13 protein-coding genes are annotated in these 16,565 nt (G+C 64.2%); 9 read left to right on the top strand and 4 right to left on the bottom strand.

Annotated features, from left to right (window positions below):
* The first annotated feature begins 6 nt into the window (after positions 1–6).
* Together eutC and IVB50_RS40015 are read left to right on the top strand one after the other, a co-directional pair.
* Positions 7–792 (top strand): ethanolamine ammonia-lyase subunit EutC, encoded by a 786-nt coding sequence (gene eutC / locus IVB50_RS40020; RefSeq protein ID WP_085362342.1) that lies wholly within the window; start codon positions 7–9, stop codon positions 790–792.
* 206 nt (positions 793–998) lie between these two features.
* The gene (locus tag IVB50_RS40015; RefSeq protein ID WP_018456926.1) at positions 999–3,365 is read left to right on the top strand and encodes an MMPL family transporter; all 2,367 of its coding nucleotides are present in this window, start codon (positions 999–1,001) and stop codon (positions 3,363–3,365) included.
* A gap of 121 nt (positions 3,366–3,486) precedes the next feature.
* Here IVB50_RS40015 and IVB50_RS40010 read toward each other — a convergent pair whose 3' ends face one another.
* Positions 3,487–3,984 (bottom strand): hypothetical protein, encoded by a 498-nt coding sequence (locus IVB50_RS40010; RefSeq protein ID WP_018456925.1) that lies wholly within the window; start codon positions 3,982–3,984, stop codon positions 3,487–3,489.
* Positions 3,985–4,443: 459 nt separating this feature from the next.
* Here IVB50_RS40010 and IVB50_RS40005 point away from each other — a divergent pair, with 459 nt between their 5' ends.
* The 6 genes from IVB50_RS40005 (at position 4,444) to IVB50_RS39980 (ending at position 10,627) form a co-directional block, all read left to right on the top strand.
* Entirely contained in the window at positions 4,444–4,677 is a 234-nt protein-coding gene (locus IVB50_RS40005) for a hypothetical protein (protein ID WP_007593627.1), read from the top strand.
* Positions 4,678–4,870: 193 nt separating this feature from the next.
* On the top strand, positions 4,871–5,755 hold the full coding sequence (gene hpnC, locus IVB50_RS40000) for a squalene synthase HpnC (protein ID WP_247300192.1): 885 nt from the start codon (positions 4,871–4,873) through the stop codon (positions 5,753–5,755).
* Entirely contained in the window at positions 5,745–6,584 is an 840-nt protein-coding gene (gene hpnD, locus IVB50_RS39995; protein WP_018456923.1) for a presqualene diphosphate synthase HpnD, read from the top strand. Before hpnC ends, hpnD begins: the two co-directional genes overlap by 11 nt.
* Entirely contained in the window at positions 6,584–7,837 is a 1,254-nt protein-coding gene (hpnE, locus tag IVB50_RS39990) for a hydroxysqualene dehydroxylase HpnE (protein ID WP_018456922.1), read from the top strand. The genes hpnD and hpnE overlap by 1 nt, the downstream gene beginning before the upstream one ends.
* A 76-nt stretch (positions 7,838–7,913) precedes the next feature.
* On the top strand, positions 7,914–9,881 hold the full coding sequence (shc, locus tag IVB50_RS39985) for a squalene--hopene cyclase (RefSeq protein WP_018456921.1): 1,968 nt from the start codon (positions 7,914–7,916) through the stop codon (positions 9,879–9,881).
* Positions 9,878–10,627, top strand: a complete 750-nt coding sequence (locus tag IVB50_RS39980) for a phosphorylase (protein ID WP_026233265.1) — start codon at positions 9,878–9,880, stop codon at positions 10,625–10,627. The genes shc and IVB50_RS39980 overlap by 4 nt, the downstream gene beginning before the upstream one ends.
* Positions 10,628–10,708: 81 nt before the next feature.
* On the opposite strand, the gene hpnH is transcribed toward IVB50_RS39980, so the two are convergent.
* Together hpnH and ispH are read right to left on the bottom strand one after the other, a co-directional pair.
* The gene (hpnH, locus tag IVB50_RS39975) at positions 10,709–11,869 is read right to left on the bottom strand and encodes an adenosyl-hopene transferase HpnH (protein WP_007593619.1); all 1,161 of its coding nucleotides are present in this window, start codon (positions 11,867–11,869) and stop codon (positions 10,709–10,711) included.
* Between the two features lie 35 nt (positions 11,870–11,904).
* On the bottom strand, positions 11,905–12,831 hold the full coding sequence (gene ispH, locus IVB50_RS39970; RefSeq protein WP_035993095.1) for a 4-hydroxy-3-methylbut-2-enyl diphosphate reductase: 927 nt from the start codon (positions 12,829–12,831) through the stop codon (positions 11,905–11,907).
* 461 nt (positions 12,832–13,292) lie between these two features.
* Between ispH and IVB50_RS39965 the strand changes: the two genes are divergently transcribed.
* The gene (locus IVB50_RS39965) at positions 13,293–15,881 is read left to right on the top strand and encodes an MMPL family transporter (protein ID WP_018456918.1); all 2,589 of its coding nucleotides are present in this window, start codon (positions 13,293–13,295) and stop codon (positions 15,879–15,881) included.
* Here IVB50_RS39965 and IVB50_RS39960 read toward each other — a convergent pair.
* Positions 15,849–16,481, bottom strand: a complete 633-nt coding sequence (locus IVB50_RS39960) for a DUF2147 domain-containing protein (protein WP_018456917.1) — start codon at positions 16,479–16,481, stop codon at positions 15,849–15,851. The two genes, IVB50_RS39965 and IVB50_RS39960, sit on opposite strands and share 33 nt — an antisense overlap.
* Positions 16,482–16,565 lie beyond the last annotated feature (84 nt).

Raw genomic sequence — 16,565 nt, 5'->3', positions numbered from 1 at the left:
TGCGACATGTCTGATCCGGCCATCCCGCGTCGTCCGACCCTCGATCTGCGTTCGCTCACGCCCGCGCGCGTGGCGCTGGGGCGCAGCGGCGCGAGCCTGCCGACGCGGGCACTGCTCGATTTCACACTGGACCACGCCCGCGCCCGCGATGCCGTACACGCCGTGTTCGATGCGCCGCGGCTGGTCGCGGATCTCTGCGCGCTTGGCCTCGTCGTCACCGAGGCGAACAGCCGGGCGGTCGACCGCGGGGACTATCTGCGGCGGCCCGATCTGGGCAGACGGCTCGATGCCGGATCAGCCGAGTCCTTGGCGCGGAGCGCCTCGGAGCCGTGCCAACTCGCACTCGTGATTGGCGACGGCCTGTCGGCGGCGGCGGTCCACGCCCATGCGGCCGCGCTGGTGATGCGCCTGCTGCCGTTGCTCGCGGCCGACGATGGTGTCGCGATCGGCCATGTCGTCGTCGCCTCAGGCGCGCGCGTCGCGCTCGGCGACGAGATCGGCGCCATTCTCGGCGCGCGCATGGTCGTGATGCTGATCGGCGAGCGGCCGGGCCTGTCGGCGCCCGACAGTCTCGGCGCCTATCTGACGTTCGCCCCGAAGCCGGGCCGTACCGATGCCGAGCGCAATTGCGTGTCGAACATCCACAAGGCCGGGTTGAGCTATGACGAGGCTGCCTTCAAGATCGCCTGGCTGGTCCGCGAGGGGCTCGCGCGGGAAGTGAGCGGTGTGGCGCTGAAGGACGAGAGCGCAGACCGGGCGCCGCGTCGAATTGGCACGGCTTTGCCCGGATGAAGGGCATTAAGGCAAAATCGCCACATCTTGATCGATTCGGCCACACTCCGCCTGCTTGCGAGAAGGGCGATTGACCTGCTAAACCCCTCGCAGCGATTTTCTGCGCATTTTCAAAGGGCAAGCCTCCCATTGGTATGGCATTTTCAAGCCGTTCGCGGGGCGCGACAAGCTCACAGACCCGAGCCGATTTAGGAACTGGACAAGGCATGCTCGAAAAGCACAGCGAGAGTGAGGTTCATGTCGACAAGGTCGAGCAGGGACCTGCGTCCTCGATCGCCTTCGGGCTGGAGCGCATCGGGCTGATCGCAGTCCGGGCGCCCATCGTCTCCTGCGTCGTCCTGCTCGTGCTGATCGTCGGCGCCGTGTTTGGCATCCACCGGATCAAGATCGACGATTCGCTGTCGCAGCTGTTCCGGTCCAACACGCCGGAATTCCGCCAGTACGAAGCGGTGACCAAGAAGTTCCCGGCCGAGGAATTCGATGTCCTCGTCGTAGTCGAGGGCAAGACCCTGCTGGCCCGGAACAACCTCGAGAAGCTGCGCGACTTCGTCACCGACATGCAGCTGGTCGAGGGTACGCGCGGACTGGTCTCGCTGTTCTCCGCGCGTCAGGCGCCCGCTCCGGGCAAGCTTCCCGCCGCACTGTTCCCGCCCGAGCTGCCCGAGGGCGAGGCCTATGACAAGTTCATCGAGGGCGTCAAAGCCAACGAGATCATCCGCGGCAAGCTGTTGTCCGAGGACGGCACGCTGGCGCTGATCGTGCTGTCGCTCGATCCGGAGGTGGTCGCCTCCAACAAGCTGACCAAGACCGTCGCCGACATCCGCGCGCTGATAAAGGAAGACCTCAGTGACACCGGGCTCAACGTGCAGCTTTCCGGCGTGCCGGTGATGCAGCTCGAGATCCGCAACGCGGTCGAGCGCGACGGGCTCACCTACAACATCCTCGGCATTCTCGCCGGCTGTGTCATCGCCATCATCTTCTTCCGCAAAATCTCGTTCATGGTGGCGGCGGCGTTCCCGCCGATGATCGCGATCCTGCTGGCGCTCGGCGCGCTCGGCTGGGCCAATTTCAATCTCAACATGTTCCTGAACGTGATGACGCCGCTCATCATGGTCATCAGCTTCTCGGACTCGATGCAGCTCACCTTCGCCGCGCGCGACCGGCTGATCGCGGGCCAGGACAAGTTCACCGCATTCAAGAACGCGGTGCTGGTGGTGGGACCGGCCTGCGTGCTGACGCACGGCACCGCAGGCATTTCCTTCATCGCGCTCCAGTTCTCCGACTCCGATCTGATCCGCAAGTTCGGCGAGGCGGGTCTCGCCGCCACCATCATCGCGCTGGTTGCGGTGTTGTCGCTCGTGCCGGTGTTCGGCGTGCTGCTCGTGCGCAACGAGAAGGTCTTTGCGACCAAGTTCCAGAGCGCGGATGCCGGCGTACAAGCGCTGCGTAATTTCTGCTACTGGATCGCGGTGCGCATGGTGGGCCGTCCCGGCCTGTTCAGCCTGATCGCGGTGGTGTTCGTGGCGGGCCTCGGCGTCATCTACGCAAATCTGGAGCCGCGCTACCGGCTCGCCGACCAGGTGCCGGACAAGCGCCAAGCGGTCGCGGCCAGCGACCGGCTCGACGCCAAGCTCACCGGCGCCAACCCGGTCAACGTTCTGATCCAGTTCCCCAAGGGTGAATCGCTCTATTCGCCGGAGACGCTGCAGACCATCGCGGACGTGCACGCGACGGTGGAGAAGGCCGCCGGTGTCGGCAATGTCTGGTCGGTCGAGACCCTGCGCCGCTGGCTCGCGGACAAGGCCGGCAGCGCCGACGTCGCGACCCTGAAGGAATATGTCAGCGTCATTCCGGAGCATCTGGTGCGCCGGTTCATCGATGCCGAGCAGGACGCGGTCGTGGTCGCAGGTCGCGTGCCGGACAAGGATTCCAGCCAGCTCCTGCCGATCGTCGACAAGCTCGATACCGAGCTCGACGCCGTCCGCAAGAAGCATCCCGGCTATGAAGTGGCGGTCACGGGTCTTGCCGCGATTGCCGCGCGCAATTCGGCCGGCATGATCGAGAAGCTCAACCGCGGGCTCACCGTCGAATTCGCGCTGGTCGCGATTTTCATCGGCCTTGCCTTCCGTTCCTGGGTCGTGATGTTCGCCTGCATCCTGCCGGGCATCTTCCCCGTCGTGATGTCGGGAACAGTGCTGTGGGCGATGGACGAGGGACTGCAATTTGCCAGTGTCGTAGCTCTGACCGTTTCGTTCGGCCTGGGCTTAAGCGCCACCATCCACTTCCTCAACCGCCTCAGGCTCGAGAGCAAGCCGGGCGTCGGCTCGGCGCTCGCAGTGGAGCGCGCGACCGTGCTGGTCGGCCCGGCCTTGATCCTGACCACGTTGGTGCTGGCCTGCGGTCTCGTCGTCACGGTGTTCTCCGATCTGCCGTCGCTACGGCTGTTCGGCTGGCTCAGCGCCTTCTCGATGGTGATGGCGCTCGTCGCCGACCTCTTCATCCTGCGGCCGACGGCGATGTGGTTGATCAATCTGCACGCCAAGCTTCAGGGCACCGACAAGCCGGCGATCTGAGCGGCTGCATCCATCGGACACGGAATCGGCGCGGTCCGGACGATTGCGCCGCGCCTCCGAAAAACAACAAGCCCCGGTTCGCGAGAACCGGGGCTTGTCGCTTTCGGAGCGGAAAGAGCTGTCAGCCCTTCGTCATCGTGATGTTGACGCCGCGAATCTCGCCCTTGGATGAGATCTGCACCGTCTGCTTGGTGCCGTTGGTGCGCAGCGACAAATTGGCGGCAAAGCCGTTGGCCTCGACGAACACCTCGATCTGGCCGCCACCGGCAGTGCCTTGGAGATTGCCGAAGATGTTGCGGTTGGTCTCGCTCCAATTGCCGGAGATGCGCTCGCCTTGGCTGGTCACATCGCTGGTGAGGTCGAACTTGTAGCTGTCGGAGGCGCAGTGCAACGCCTGCTTGAGACTGAGACCGGTGCCGGCAACCTTGTAGTCCGCCTTGCAGCGGATGCGCTCGGTCGAGCCGTCGGACAGCGACACCGTACCCGTCCCGGTCCATGCGCCCTCGAAACCTGCAAACGGTCCGGACGACTGAGCCTGACTTGTCGAAACCGAGAAGAGCAGCGCAGCGCCGATGCCGGCCGCCTTGATTGCCAGTTCAGTCCGTCCAAAGAATTTCATCTCAAAATATCCCGTTTAGAACGACGTCCGCTTCTCACGAAGAACGTCTCGCTACATCGAAAGTTTAGTGTTCCGAGCCAGTGACAGGTTCAATGCCCGACTGCCAGAGATGGCAGTTCACGACGCCTTGCGCCATGCTTCCACCTCTCGATTTGTCGTATTTCGGCATGTTTCTTGGTCCCGAGGCGGTATCGAGAGATGCAGCTCTGCAACAGGTGCGCAGCAAAACGCGGCGCACCTGAATTATGACGTAGTATCAGTCTCTTACATTTGCCAGAGAAGGCGCAGGGAAGCCCTGATTTGGTGGACGTGGCGCCAATTTGGCCGCATTTGCCAGTGCTTGTGCCTTCTCCGAGGCCGCTCCTCCCGCGGCGACTTGCCATCAGAACAATCCGTTCCGGTCGTCGCCCTGTGCTGACCGGGATTGGTGCGATTCTGCCGTCAGAATGAAGGAATACAATGCGTAAGCTTCTCGTCGCTCTCACCTTGCTGTCGGCCTCCCTCTCGACCGCAGCGTTCGCCCAGCAAGGGCGCGGCACGGACGCCGAGCAGAAGGCCTGCTCGCGCGATGTGCAGAAGCTCTGCCGTCCGGTCATCGACCAGGGTGATTTCACCATCCTGGCCTGCCTCAAGGAGAACCGGGCCAAGATCTCTCAGGCCTGCGACCAGGTCCTGAAGAACCACAACCAGTAAGCTCGGCCACTGGCCCACAAAAGGCGGCCCCGGGGCCGCCTTTTCGGACCTGATCCGCAAAGGGCAGCCATCGAGAGACAGGATTGGTTTTGCGGCCGTATTCCCCTATATGGGGGCCGCGGCGGCATCGCCCGCACGGGCTCGCGCGAGCGAAAAAGCCCTTCCTGTCCAAACGATTGTAGACCAGCCCTCGATGACCTCTGCGAGCGAATTGCGATCCGGCAAGGGTGAGCGCGACGAGAATTTTCCCGTCGCGTCCTGGATCATTCATCCGCGTCATCGCGCGCTGATCCTGGCGTATTACAATTTCGTCCGCACCGCCGACGACATCGCCGACCACGCCACGCTGCCGCCGGACGAGAAGCTCGCTTATCTCGACCTGCTCGAGGCGGAATTGCTCGGCAAAGGCGACACCCAGGCCGAGGCCGTCAGCCTGCGGCACGCACTGGCCGAACGCGGCATGGCGCCGCGCCACGCGCTCGACGTGCTCATCGCGTTCCGTATGGACGTGACCAAGTTGCGCTACGAGAATTGGGACGAGGTCATCCATTATTGCCGCTACTCGGCGATGCCGGTCGGCCGCTTCATGCTCGACGTCCATGGTGAGAGCACCTCGACCTGGGCCGCGTCAGATGCGCTCTGCGCAGCGCTGCAGATCAACAACCACCTCCAGGATTGCGGCAAGGATTTCCGCGAGCTCAACCGCGTCTATCTGCCGCGCGATGCGCTGGCCGCGAGTGGCGCCTCGGTCGAGCAGCTCGGACTGGCGCAGTCGCCACCGGCGATGCTGGCCTGCCTTCAGGCTCTCGCCGTCCGCAACGAAGCGCTGCTCGCCGAGGGCAGGTCGCTAGCTGCGGAGATCCGGGATTTCCGCCTCGGCGTCGAGGTCTCGGTGATCCAGGCCTATGCCGACCGCATCGTGCGCCTGTTGAAGGTGCGCGATCCCCTGCGCGAGCGCGTGCACCTGAACAAGCTCGAGCTCCTCACCTTCAGCCTCGCCGGCATGATCGGCGAAGTCGGCCGCCGCACGGTCGGACGCAAGGCCATTTCCAGACCGGGGACTGCACATGACGCTTGAGGCGACCTCGCCCGGCGCCAATTATGGCTCGACCGCATCCGGCAGTTCGTTCTACGCCGCGATGCGCATCCTGCCGCACGACCAGCGTGAAGCGATGTTCCAGATCTACAGCTTCTGCCGCCAGGTCGACGACATCGCCGATTCCGATGGCCCGCGCGACGAACGGCTCGCCGCCCTTCAGGCGTGGCGCAACGACATCGATGCGCTCTACCAGGGCAATCCGCCGCCGCGGCTGAAGGACTACGTCACCTCGGTGAAGACCTTCGGCCTCAAGCGCGAGGATTTCCTCGCCATCGTCGACGGCATGGAGATGGACGTGCCGCAGGACATCCGCGCGCCCGACATGGCGACGCTGGATCTCTACTGCGATCGCGTCGCGAGCGCCGTAGGGCGGCTGTCGGTCCGGGTCTTCGGCTTGCCAGAAGAAGACGGCATCGAGCTCGCCCATCATCTCGGCCGCGCGCTCCAGCTCACCAACATCCTGCGCGACATCGACGAGGACGCGGGCCTCGGCCGGCTCTATCTGCCGCGCGAAGCGCTGCTGCATGCCGGCATCACCTCCAACGATCCGGACCGCGTGATCGTCGAGCGCGCGCTGCCGAAGGTCTGCCTGCCACTGGCGCAGCGCGCAAAGGTGTATTTCGAGAAGTCGGACGAGATCATGAACCGCAACCGGCGCCGCGCGGTGCGCGCGCCGCGGATGATGTCGAAATACTATCATGCCATTCTGGATCTCCTGATCGCGCGCGGGTTCAACGCGCCGCGCGAGCCGGTGCGTGTGTCGAAGATCACACGTATCGCCATCCTGCTCCGATACGCTCTCATCTGATGCAAAAAACAGCTCACATCATTGGCGCTGGAATCTCCGGCCTCTCCGTCGCCGTGCGACTTGCCAATGCCGGCTTCAAGGTCGCCGTGCACGAAGCGACGCAGCAGGCCGGCGGCCGTTGCCGTTCCTATTACGACGGCGCCACCAATCTCACCATCGACAACGGCAACCATCTGCTGCTGTCCGGCAATAGCCATGCGCGCGCCTATGCGCGTTCGATCGGGACCGAGGCGGGCCTCGTCGGTCCGGAGCGCGCGCAGTTTCCCTTCGTCGATCTCAAGACCGGGCAGCGCTGGCAGATCGACCTCGGCGACGGCCGGCTCCCGACCTGGGTGCTCGACGAGAGCCGCCGCGTCCCCGACACTGGGCTGACCGATTATCTGAAGCTGGCGCCGCTGATCTGGGCATCGGAAGAGACGCTGGTCGGCAAGTCAATTCCGTGCGAAGGCGTTCTCTATCAGCGCCTGGTGCAGCCTCTGCTGCTCGCGGCCCTCAACGTCGATCCACCCGAAGGCTCGGCGGGGCTTGCCGGCGCGATCGTGCGCGAGACGCTGCTCGCCGGCGGGCAGGCCTGCCGTCCCCTGATCGCGCGCGACGGGCTCAGCGCGGTACTGATCGAGCCCGCCGTGACGTTCCTGCAGGGGCGCGGGCACAGCGTTCAGCTCGGCCATGAGCTGCGCTCGTTTGCGACCCATGACGGCAAGGTCGGCGCGCTGAATTTCGGCGGCGAGGATGTGATCCAGATCAGCGAAGGCGACGTCGTCGTGATGGCGGTGCCGCCGCGCGCTGCCTCCAACCTGCTGCCGGGCCTGAAGACGCCGACCGAATTCCGCGCCATCGTGAATGCGCATTTCCGCGTCGAGCCGCCGGCGGGATCGGCACCGATCCTCGGCGTGATCGGCGGCGTCGTGGAATGGCTGTTTTCGTTCCCGAACCGGCTGTCCGTCACCATCAGCAACGGCGACCGTCTGGTCGACATGCCGCGCGAGGAACTCGCGCAGGCGATCTGGAACGACGTCTGCAAGGCGGGCGGTGTTTCCGGCGAGCTGCCCCCTTGGCAGATCGTGCGCGAGCGCCGTGCCACATTTGCGGCGACGCCGGCGCAGAATGCCCTGCGTCCAGGGCCGGTCACTGCGCTGAAAAACCTGTTTCTTGCAGGCGATTGGACTGCTACGGGATTGCCTGCAACCATCGAGGGATCGGTCCGATCCGGTGATCGCGCCGCCGATCTGGTTCTGGCCGCCAAGGGATAGTGACAGGCGGCCCTGACGGGCATTTGTCCCAGTCAATTTCGGCCCATTCAATCGACTATCGGAGCAATCGAGCGAGATGGATTCCGTGAACGCGACCAGCCGCGAAGCCCAAGAATTCAGGAACTTGGAATCGAGCATTGCGTCGGCCACCGAAGGCGTCCTCGGCTTCCAGCAACCCGACGGCCATTGGGTGTTCGAGCTCGAGGCAGATTGCACGATTCCGGCCGAATACGTCCTGCTGCGCCATTATCTCGCCGAGCCGGTCGATGCCGTGCTCGAAGCCAAGATCGCCAATTATCTTCGCCGCGTGCAGGGCGCCCATGGCGGCTGGCCGCTGGTGCATGACGGCGAGTTCGACATGAGCGCCAGCGTCAAGGCGTATTTCGCGCTGAAGATGATCGGGGATTCCATCGACGCGCCGCACATGGTGCGTGCGCGCGAGGCGATCCATTCCCGCGGCGGCGCCATTCACAGCAATGTCTTCACGCGCTTCATGCTTGCGATGTTTCGCGTCGTGACCTGGCGCGCGGTACCGGTGCTGCCGATCGAGATCGTGCTGCTGCCGTTCTGGTCGCCGTTCCACATCAACAAGATCTCCTACTGGGCGCGCACCACCATGGTGCCGCTGATGGTCATCGCCGCGCTGAAGCCACGGGCGAAGAATCCCAAGGGCGTCGGCATCGACGAGCTGTTCCTGCAGGATCCGCGCTCGATCGGCATGACCGCCAAGGCGCCGCACCAGAGCATGGCCTGGTTCGTGCTGTTCCGCGCGCTCGACGGCATTTTGCGCGTGGTCGAGCCGATGTTTCCCAAGAGCCTGCGCAAACGCGCCATCGACGCGGCGCTCGCCTTCACCGAGGAGCGGCTGAACGGCGAGGACGGCATGGGCGCGATCTATCCGCCGATGGCCAACATCGTCATGATGTACGACGCGCTCGGCAAGGACGAGAACTTCCCGCCGCGCGCGATCACGCGCCGGGGCATCGACAAGCTGCTCGTGATCAAGGATGACGAAGCCTATTGCCAGCCCTGCGTCTCGCCGGTGTGGGACACGACGCTGACCGCCCACGCGCTGCTCGAAGCCGGCGGCGACAAGGCGGTGCCGGCCGCCAAGCAGGGTCTCGACTGGCTGATCCCGAAGCAGGAGCTCGAGGTGAAGGGCGACTGGGCGGTGAAGCGGCCCGACGTACGCCCGGGCGGCTGGGCCTTCCAGTACAACAATGCCCATTATCCCGATCTCGACGACACCGCGGTGGTCGTGATGTCGATGGACCGGATGCGCCGGGAGCACGGTGCGACCGGCTATGACGCCGCGATCGACCGTGCCCGGGAGTGGATCGAGGGCATGCAGAGCGACGACGGCGGCTGGGCCGCCTTCGACGTCAACAACCTCGAATATTATCTGAACAACATCCCGTTCTCCGACCACGGCGCGCTGCTCGATCCGCCGACCGAGGACGTCACCGCGCGCTGCATCTCGATGCTGGCCCAGCTCGGCGAGACCGCGGAGACCAGCAAGCATGTCGCGGACGGGATCGCCTACCTCCGCAAGACCCAGCACCCGGAAGGGTCCTGGTACGGCCGCTGGGGCATGAACTTCATCTACGGAACCTGGTCGGTGCTGTGCGCCCTCAACATGGCCGGCGTCCGCCATGACGACCCGATGATGCGGAAAGCGGCCGGCTGGCTGGCCTCGATCCAGAACCAGGACGGCGGCTGGGGCGAGGATGCCGTCAGCTACCGGCTGGACTATCGGGGATGGGAGGCCGCCCCCTCGACCGCCTCGCAAACGGCATGGGCCTTGCTTGCCTTGATGGCTGCTGGCGAGGTTGATCACCCGGCCGTCGCCCGCGGGGTGGAGTACCTGATTGCAACACAGAACGAAAAAGGACTGTGGGACGAACAGCGGTACACCGCCACAGGCTTTCCCCGTGTATTCTATTTACGGTACCATGGTTATCCGAAGTTCTTCCCGCTGTGGGCGTTGGCGCGGTATCGGAACTTGCGGAACACCAACAGCAGGGTGGTAGGGGTCGGAATGTGACTTTGGGGACGGGGGACTATCTTACCGCGGGTCAAACCGTTGATCCGCGGCCGATATTGATCGTGACTGGACTGGTTCAGGAGGCCCGCATCGCGGCCGGGCCTGGCATGGCGGTCATCTGTTCGTCGAGCAGCCCCACCCAGTTGCGGGCGCTGTTGACGGTGCTGGATCCCGAGACGATTCGCGGTGTGATCTCCTTCGGCGTGGCCGGCGGGCTCGACCCGACGCTGCGCTCCGGCGACGTCGTGCTGGCGACCGAGGTGCTCGCGGGCGATACCCGCTGGGCCGCTGGCCTCTCGCTCGGCGACGACCTCATCGACCGCCTGACGTCGGGGCGCCGCCGCGTTGTGCGCGGCAGCCTCGCGGGTGCCGAGGAAGTGGTCACGGGGCGCTCCTGCAAGGCGGCGCTGCATTCGGAGACGGGAGCGGCCGCCGTCGACATGGAAAGCCACATCGCGGCGGCCTACGCCGCCGAGGCCGGCTTGCCGTTCGCCGCGGTCCGCGTCATCAGCGATCCCGCCCATCGCGCGCTGCCGGCGCTCGCCCGCGCCGCCATCAAGCCGAATGGCCAGATCGACGTGCTGGCCGTGCTGCGCGGCATCGCGCGCAACCCGACTGCGCTGCACGGACTGGTCTCGACCGGCCTCGACTTCAACCGCGCGCTACGCAGCCTGCGCGGCTGCCGCGACTTCCTGATCGGCACCGAACTGGTCGACAGCGAGGCGCTGGTCTCCGAGGCGGCCTGAGCGGGTTCTGCGATCACTAAAAACAAAAGGCCCGGTCGCCATTGGCGATCGGGCCTTTTCTTGTTGGTGGGACTAGCGCGCTTACGCGGCGGTCGACGCCTTCCGTGCGGCCTTCTCCTGTGCGGCGGCGGCCTCGTCCTTGCGGATCTCCGACAGGCGCTTCTGCACTTCCGCGGAGAAGATGTACTGCGCAGGACGCTGCTTGGACATGTCGATCTCCGGCGCCATCGGACCCGTGGTCCTGATGCCGCGCAGCGACACCCACATCGCCTTCAGCGGGTTGTTGATGGCGGCGGTCGCCGCCGTCGGCTCGTAGCCGCAATGGGCCATACAGTCGGCGCACTTCTCGTACTTGCCGGTGCCGTAGGTCTCCCAGTCGGTGGTGTCCATCAGCTCCTTGAAGGTTTTTGCATAGCCTTCACCGAGCAAATAGCAGGGCTTCTGCCAGCCGAAGATGTTGCGCGCGGGCATGCCCCAGGGCGTGCACTCGTATTCCTGGTTGCCGGCGAGGAAGTCCAGGAACAGGCCGGAATGCATGAAATTCCACTTCTTGCCCTTGCCCATCGCAAAGACGTCGCGGAACAGCTTCTTGGTCTTGGTGCGGTTGAGGAAGTGCTCCTGGTCCGGCGCGCGCTCATAGGCGTAGCCCGGCGACATCGAGACGCCGACGCCGAGCTCGACGGTCAGGTCGAGGAATTTGGCGATCTCTTCGGCCGGGTGGCCGTCGAAGATGGTGGCGTTGACGTTGACGGTGAAGCCGCGGGCCTTGGCCGCCTTGATCGCGGAGACGGCGCGGTCGAACACGCCCTTCTGCGACACGGCCTTGTCGTGGTGCTCCTTCAGGCCGTCGAGATGCACGGAGAAGAACAGGTAGGGCGAGGGCTCGAACAGATCGAGCTTCTTCTCGAGCAACAGCGCGTTGGTGCAGAGCGAGACGAACTTCTTGCGCGCGACGAGGCCGCGCACGATCTCGCCGATCTCCTTGTGGATCAGCGGCTCGCCGCCGGGAATGGCGACCATAGGCGCACCGCACTCGTCGGCCGCGTCCCAGCACTCCTGCGCCGTCATGCGGCGGTTGAGGATCGCATCCGGATAATCGATCTTGCCGCAGCCGACGCAGGCGAGGTTGCAGCGAAACAGCGGTTCCAGCATCAGCACGAGCGGATAGCGCTTGCGGCCAAGCAGCTTCTGCTTGATCAAATAGCCGCCGATACGCATTTCCTTGAAGAAGGGGATAGCCATTACAAGTTTCTTTCTGGGCTTGAAATTCGGGTGGGTCAGCTCGCAGCCAGTTCGGCCGGAAGCCGGAATTCGATGTTTTCCTCGCGGCCCGGGAGCACCGAGACCTTGACCGGTCCGATCCGCCGCATTGCTTCGATCACGTCATCCACGAGTACCTCGGGCGCCGAAGCGCCAGCCGTGACACCGACGGTTCTGGCATCTTTCAACCACTCCGGATTGAGCGCGCTGCCGTCGGCAATCAGATAACTCGCGACACCGGCCTCAGTGCCGATTTCGCGGAGCCGGTTCGAATTCGAGCTATTGGCAGCGCCCACCACCAAGATCACGTCGACCAGCTTGCTCAAGTCCCTTACCGCAGATTGGCGGTTCTGTGTCGCATAGCAGATATCCCGGATATCCGGGCCTTGAATATCTGTAAAGCGGGCCTGCAGGGCCGAAATGATGTCCTTTGTGTCATCCACCGACAGGGTGGTCTGGGTGATATAGGCCACTGGCGTATCCGCCGGCAGCTCAAGGGCCTTAACCTCTTCAACGCTTTGGACCAGCAGTACGGGGGCGGGAACCTGGCCCATCGTACCCTCGACCTCGGGGTGGCCGGCATGGCCGATCAGGATCAGGGTGCGGCCCCTGGCGATGTAGCGCTTCCCCTGATTGTGAACTTTCGTGACCAAGGGGCAGGTGGCATTGAGCACCGGAAGGTCGCGCGCGGCCGCTTCTTCCTCGACGCTGCGGGCGACGCCATGAGCGCTGAAGACCGTCACCGCCTTCGGCGGCACCTCCGACAGTTCCTCGACGAAGATCGCGCCCTTGTTCTTCAGGCTCTCGACGACGTACTTGTTGTGCACGATCTCATGGCGCACGTAGACGGGCGGGCCGTACTTCTCCAGCGCCCGTTCCACGATCTCGATCGCACGCACTACCCCCGCGCAAAAGCCGCGCGGTTGCGCCAGATAAACTTCCATTGGACGGCCATCACGCAAGTTGCACCAATCCGCTCTCAAGTTCAGGGGACACCCCGATACGAACCAATGAGTTGCAATATCCGCACCATCGGTTCGGCGCACGCGGTAGCCGCCCACCCCTGCCGGGGCCCCGGTGCATGGAGGTGCAGTACTTTGTGTCAAAAAATCGGCAGTAAGGAAAGGTGGAATGAACTTTGGTTCCCTGCCGGATCAGTTTGGCGGTATTATAGTAGAGGGTGCCCGTGGCAGCAACGTGGCGACATTTGTGCGCACGCTTCGTCACTTTCCCGCCTCAACTCCTCGGCTATACCGATGGCCCGCATGATAATGCCATGGTCTTCCGCCGTTTACCTCGAAGCTTCTGACGGCGATAACCACTCAAAACAGCAATAGGTTTCGGCCGGGAACTCCGTTAAACAGCGGGCGTTTCCGGCAAGCTGTTAACCGCAGAAAGAAAAGTAGTGCTGCAAAGCGTCGTCGTTGCCATCGTCAGGGCCTGCACCCGGTTTGCCTCCCTCGTCGTCGTTCTCGGGCTCCTGCTGGCGGTGGGGGCGGGCTATTACACGTCCCAGCATTTCGCCATCAACACCGACATCAACTCGCTGATTGCCCAAAATCTGGACTGGCGCCAACGCGACCAGCAGTTCGATCGCGCCTTCGACCGCGATGCGACGATTACGGCGGTGGTCGAAGCCAAGACGCCGGAGATGGCGACCGCGGCGTCGGACGCGCTCTATGCCAAGCTGAAGGACAACAAGACCGAATTCCAGTCGATGCAGCAGCTCGGCACCGGCGAGTTCTTCGAGAAGAATGGTCTGTTGTTCCTGCCGACAGAGGAAGTTGCCAAGGTCACCGGCCAGTTCGAATCCGCAGCACCCCTGATCGAGATCATGGCGGGCGATCCCTCGATCCGCGGCCTGACCGGCGCGCTCGAGACGGGACTTGCCGGCGTCAAGCGCGGGCAGGTCAAGCTCGACAACACCGAACGGCCCTTCAACCAGATCGCGCAAACGGTCGAGACCGTGCTCAACAAGGGCAATGCGACGTTCTCCTGGCGCCAGCTCGTCAGTGACGAGCCGCTGACGGATTCGGACAAGCGCGCCTTCATCGAGTTCAAGCCGATCCTCGACTACAACGCGCTTGAGCCCGGCAAGGGCGCAACCGACGCGATCCGCAAGGCCGCAGCCGATCTGGATTTTGCCACCAAATATCAGGCGCGAGTCCGGCTGACCGGGCCGGTCCCGATCGCCAACGAGGAATATGCAACCGTCCAGGAAGGCGCCGTCGTCAATGGCATCGGCACGGTCCTCGTCGTGCTGCTCATCCTGTGGCTGGCGCTGCATTCGGCGAAGATCATCTTCGCGGTGTTCGTCAATCTCTTCGTCGGTCTTGCGCTGACCACCGCCGCCGGCCTGATGATGGTGGGCTCGCTCAATTTGCTGTCGATCGCATTCGCCGTGCTGTTCGTCGGCCTCGGCGTCGATTTCGGCATCCAGTACAGCGTCCGCTATCGCTCCGAGCGCTACAAGCACAACGATCTCTCCGGTGCGCTGATCCTGGCCGCCAAGCGCTCGGCAATTCCGTTGTCGCTGGCGGCAATGGCGACCGCGGCTGGCTTCCTCTGCTTCATCCCCACGGACTACAAGGGTATCGCCGAACTCGGCCAGATCGCCGGCGTCGGCATGCTGGTCGCGTTCCTCACTAGCATCACCGTGCTCCCGGCGATGCTGAAGCTGTTGAACCCGCCCGGTGAGAAAGAGCCGGTCGGCTATGCCTTCCTGGCGCCGCTCGATCACTTCCTGGAGAAGCACCGCGTGCTGGTCGTCGGTGGCACCATGTTTCTGGCGGTCGCCGGCCTGCCGCTGCTCTATTTCATGAAGTTCGACTTCAACCCGATGAATCTGCGCAACCCGAAGGCAGAGTCGATCGCGACCTTCCTCGACTTGCGCAAGGATCCCAACACGGGCGCCAATGCCATCAACGTGATGACCACGTCGGAAGAGCAGGCAAGGCAGGTGGAGGCGAAGCTGGAGAAGGTGCCGGAGGTGTTGCGGGTGATGTCGCTCAACAGCTTCGTTCCTGAAGACCAGCCGCCGAAGCTGAAGCTGCTCGCGCAGGGCGCCAAGGTGCTGAACCCCGCGCTCAATCCCGACCAGATCGACGCCGCGCCGTCGGACAAGGAAAACGTCGATGCGCTGAAATCGTCGGTCGACAATCTGCGCCGGACCGCAGGCGATGCGAAGGGCCCGGGTGCGGTTGCCTCGCGTCGGCTCGCGGATGCGCTGGAAAAGCTCGCCAATGCCGATGAAGCCACACGGAACAAGGCGCAGGACGTGTTCGTCGCGCCGATGAAGATCGTGTTCGACCAGCTCCGGAACGCGTTGCAGGCCGAGCCGGTCACCCTGAAGTCATTGCCGGCAGATCTCGTCAGCGCCTGGAAGAGCAAGGACGGTATCATCCGCGTCGAGGCGCTGCCGAAGGGTGATCCCAACGACAACGACACGCTACGCAAATTTGCGGCGGCGGTGCTCGTTGCCGAGCCGACCGCGATCGGCGGTCCGGTCTCGATCCTGAAATCCGGCGACACCGTGGTGAAGGCGTTCATCCATGCCGGAATCTATGCGCTGCTGGTGATCGGCCTATTACTGTGGATCACGCTGCGCCGGTTCGTCGACGTGTTGATGACGCTGGTGCCGCTGTTGGTGGCAGGCGCGGTCACGCTCGAGATCTGCGTGCTGATCGGCTTGCCGCTCAACTTCGCCAATATCGTCGCGTTCCCGCTGCTGCTCGGCGTCGGCGTGGCCTTCAAGATCTACTATGTCGTGGCCTGGCGCTCGGGCAGGACAAACCTGCTCCAGACCAGCCTGACGCGCGCGATCTTTTTCAGCGCGCTGACAACGGCCACCGCGTTCGGCAGCCTTTGGCTGTCGAGCCATCCCGGCACGTCCAGCATGGGCAAGCTGCTGGCGTTGTCGCTGGTGACGACGCTCGCCGCCGTGCTGCTGTTTCAGCCTGCCCTAATGGGCAAACCCCGCAATCTCAGGGAGTAGGCAGATGTCGCCGACCTGGTCGGCGGCGCCCTTCTGACCGGGTTTGGCGGTGCCGGCGGCCTTCGGGGCTGCGGGCGCAGGCTGCGCCACCGTAGCGCCGGTCGTTCCCGGGGCTTTCGACGCCGCGCCGGTGGGCTTCGGCGCGCCCTTGGCCATGGCGTTGGCGGAGCTCAAGGGAATCGGGGGGCTGACCCGGGTCCAGGTCTCGCCACCGCACAGGAACCCCATCACGCAGCCCTTGATCTCGAGCTGGTCGGTGCCAACCGGCGTGATGGTTGCGCTGTAGAGCTGGCCGTCCTTGGCATTGTAGACCTGACCTTCCCATTGATCGGCGCCGGGCTTTTTCTTCATGTCGATCAGGGTCGCCATGCCCAGCGTGGGCCGGGTCTTTTTCGACGCGTCCGGATTGTTCTCGTCGCGGCCCCCGGGCTGTTTTTCCCAGGAAACCGCGCCCCACATGCTGCCATTGCATTGGGCGACACGAATGTTGGCGACGCCGTCGGCAACCCGCCAGTCGCCGGTCGGATCGGCCGCGAGCGCCGGGTTCAGGCAGGTGTAACCGCCAGCCAGTATTAGTCCGGTGTAAAGGGCTAAACGCATGATAGTTCCTTGGCAGTGCAACATGGTCTAAAGCTCTGCTTGCGAAGATGGTCCGAAAAAGGGCAAAAGGCCGCACAGACCGTT

It is taken from the genome of Bradyrhizobium sp. 87 (assembly GCF_023073015.1).
GTDB lineage: Bacteria > Pseudomonadota > Alphaproteobacteria > Rhizobiales > Xanthobacteraceae > Bradyrhizobium > Bradyrhizobium canariense_D.
This window is presented reverse-complemented; position numbering and strand designations above follow the sequence as displayed.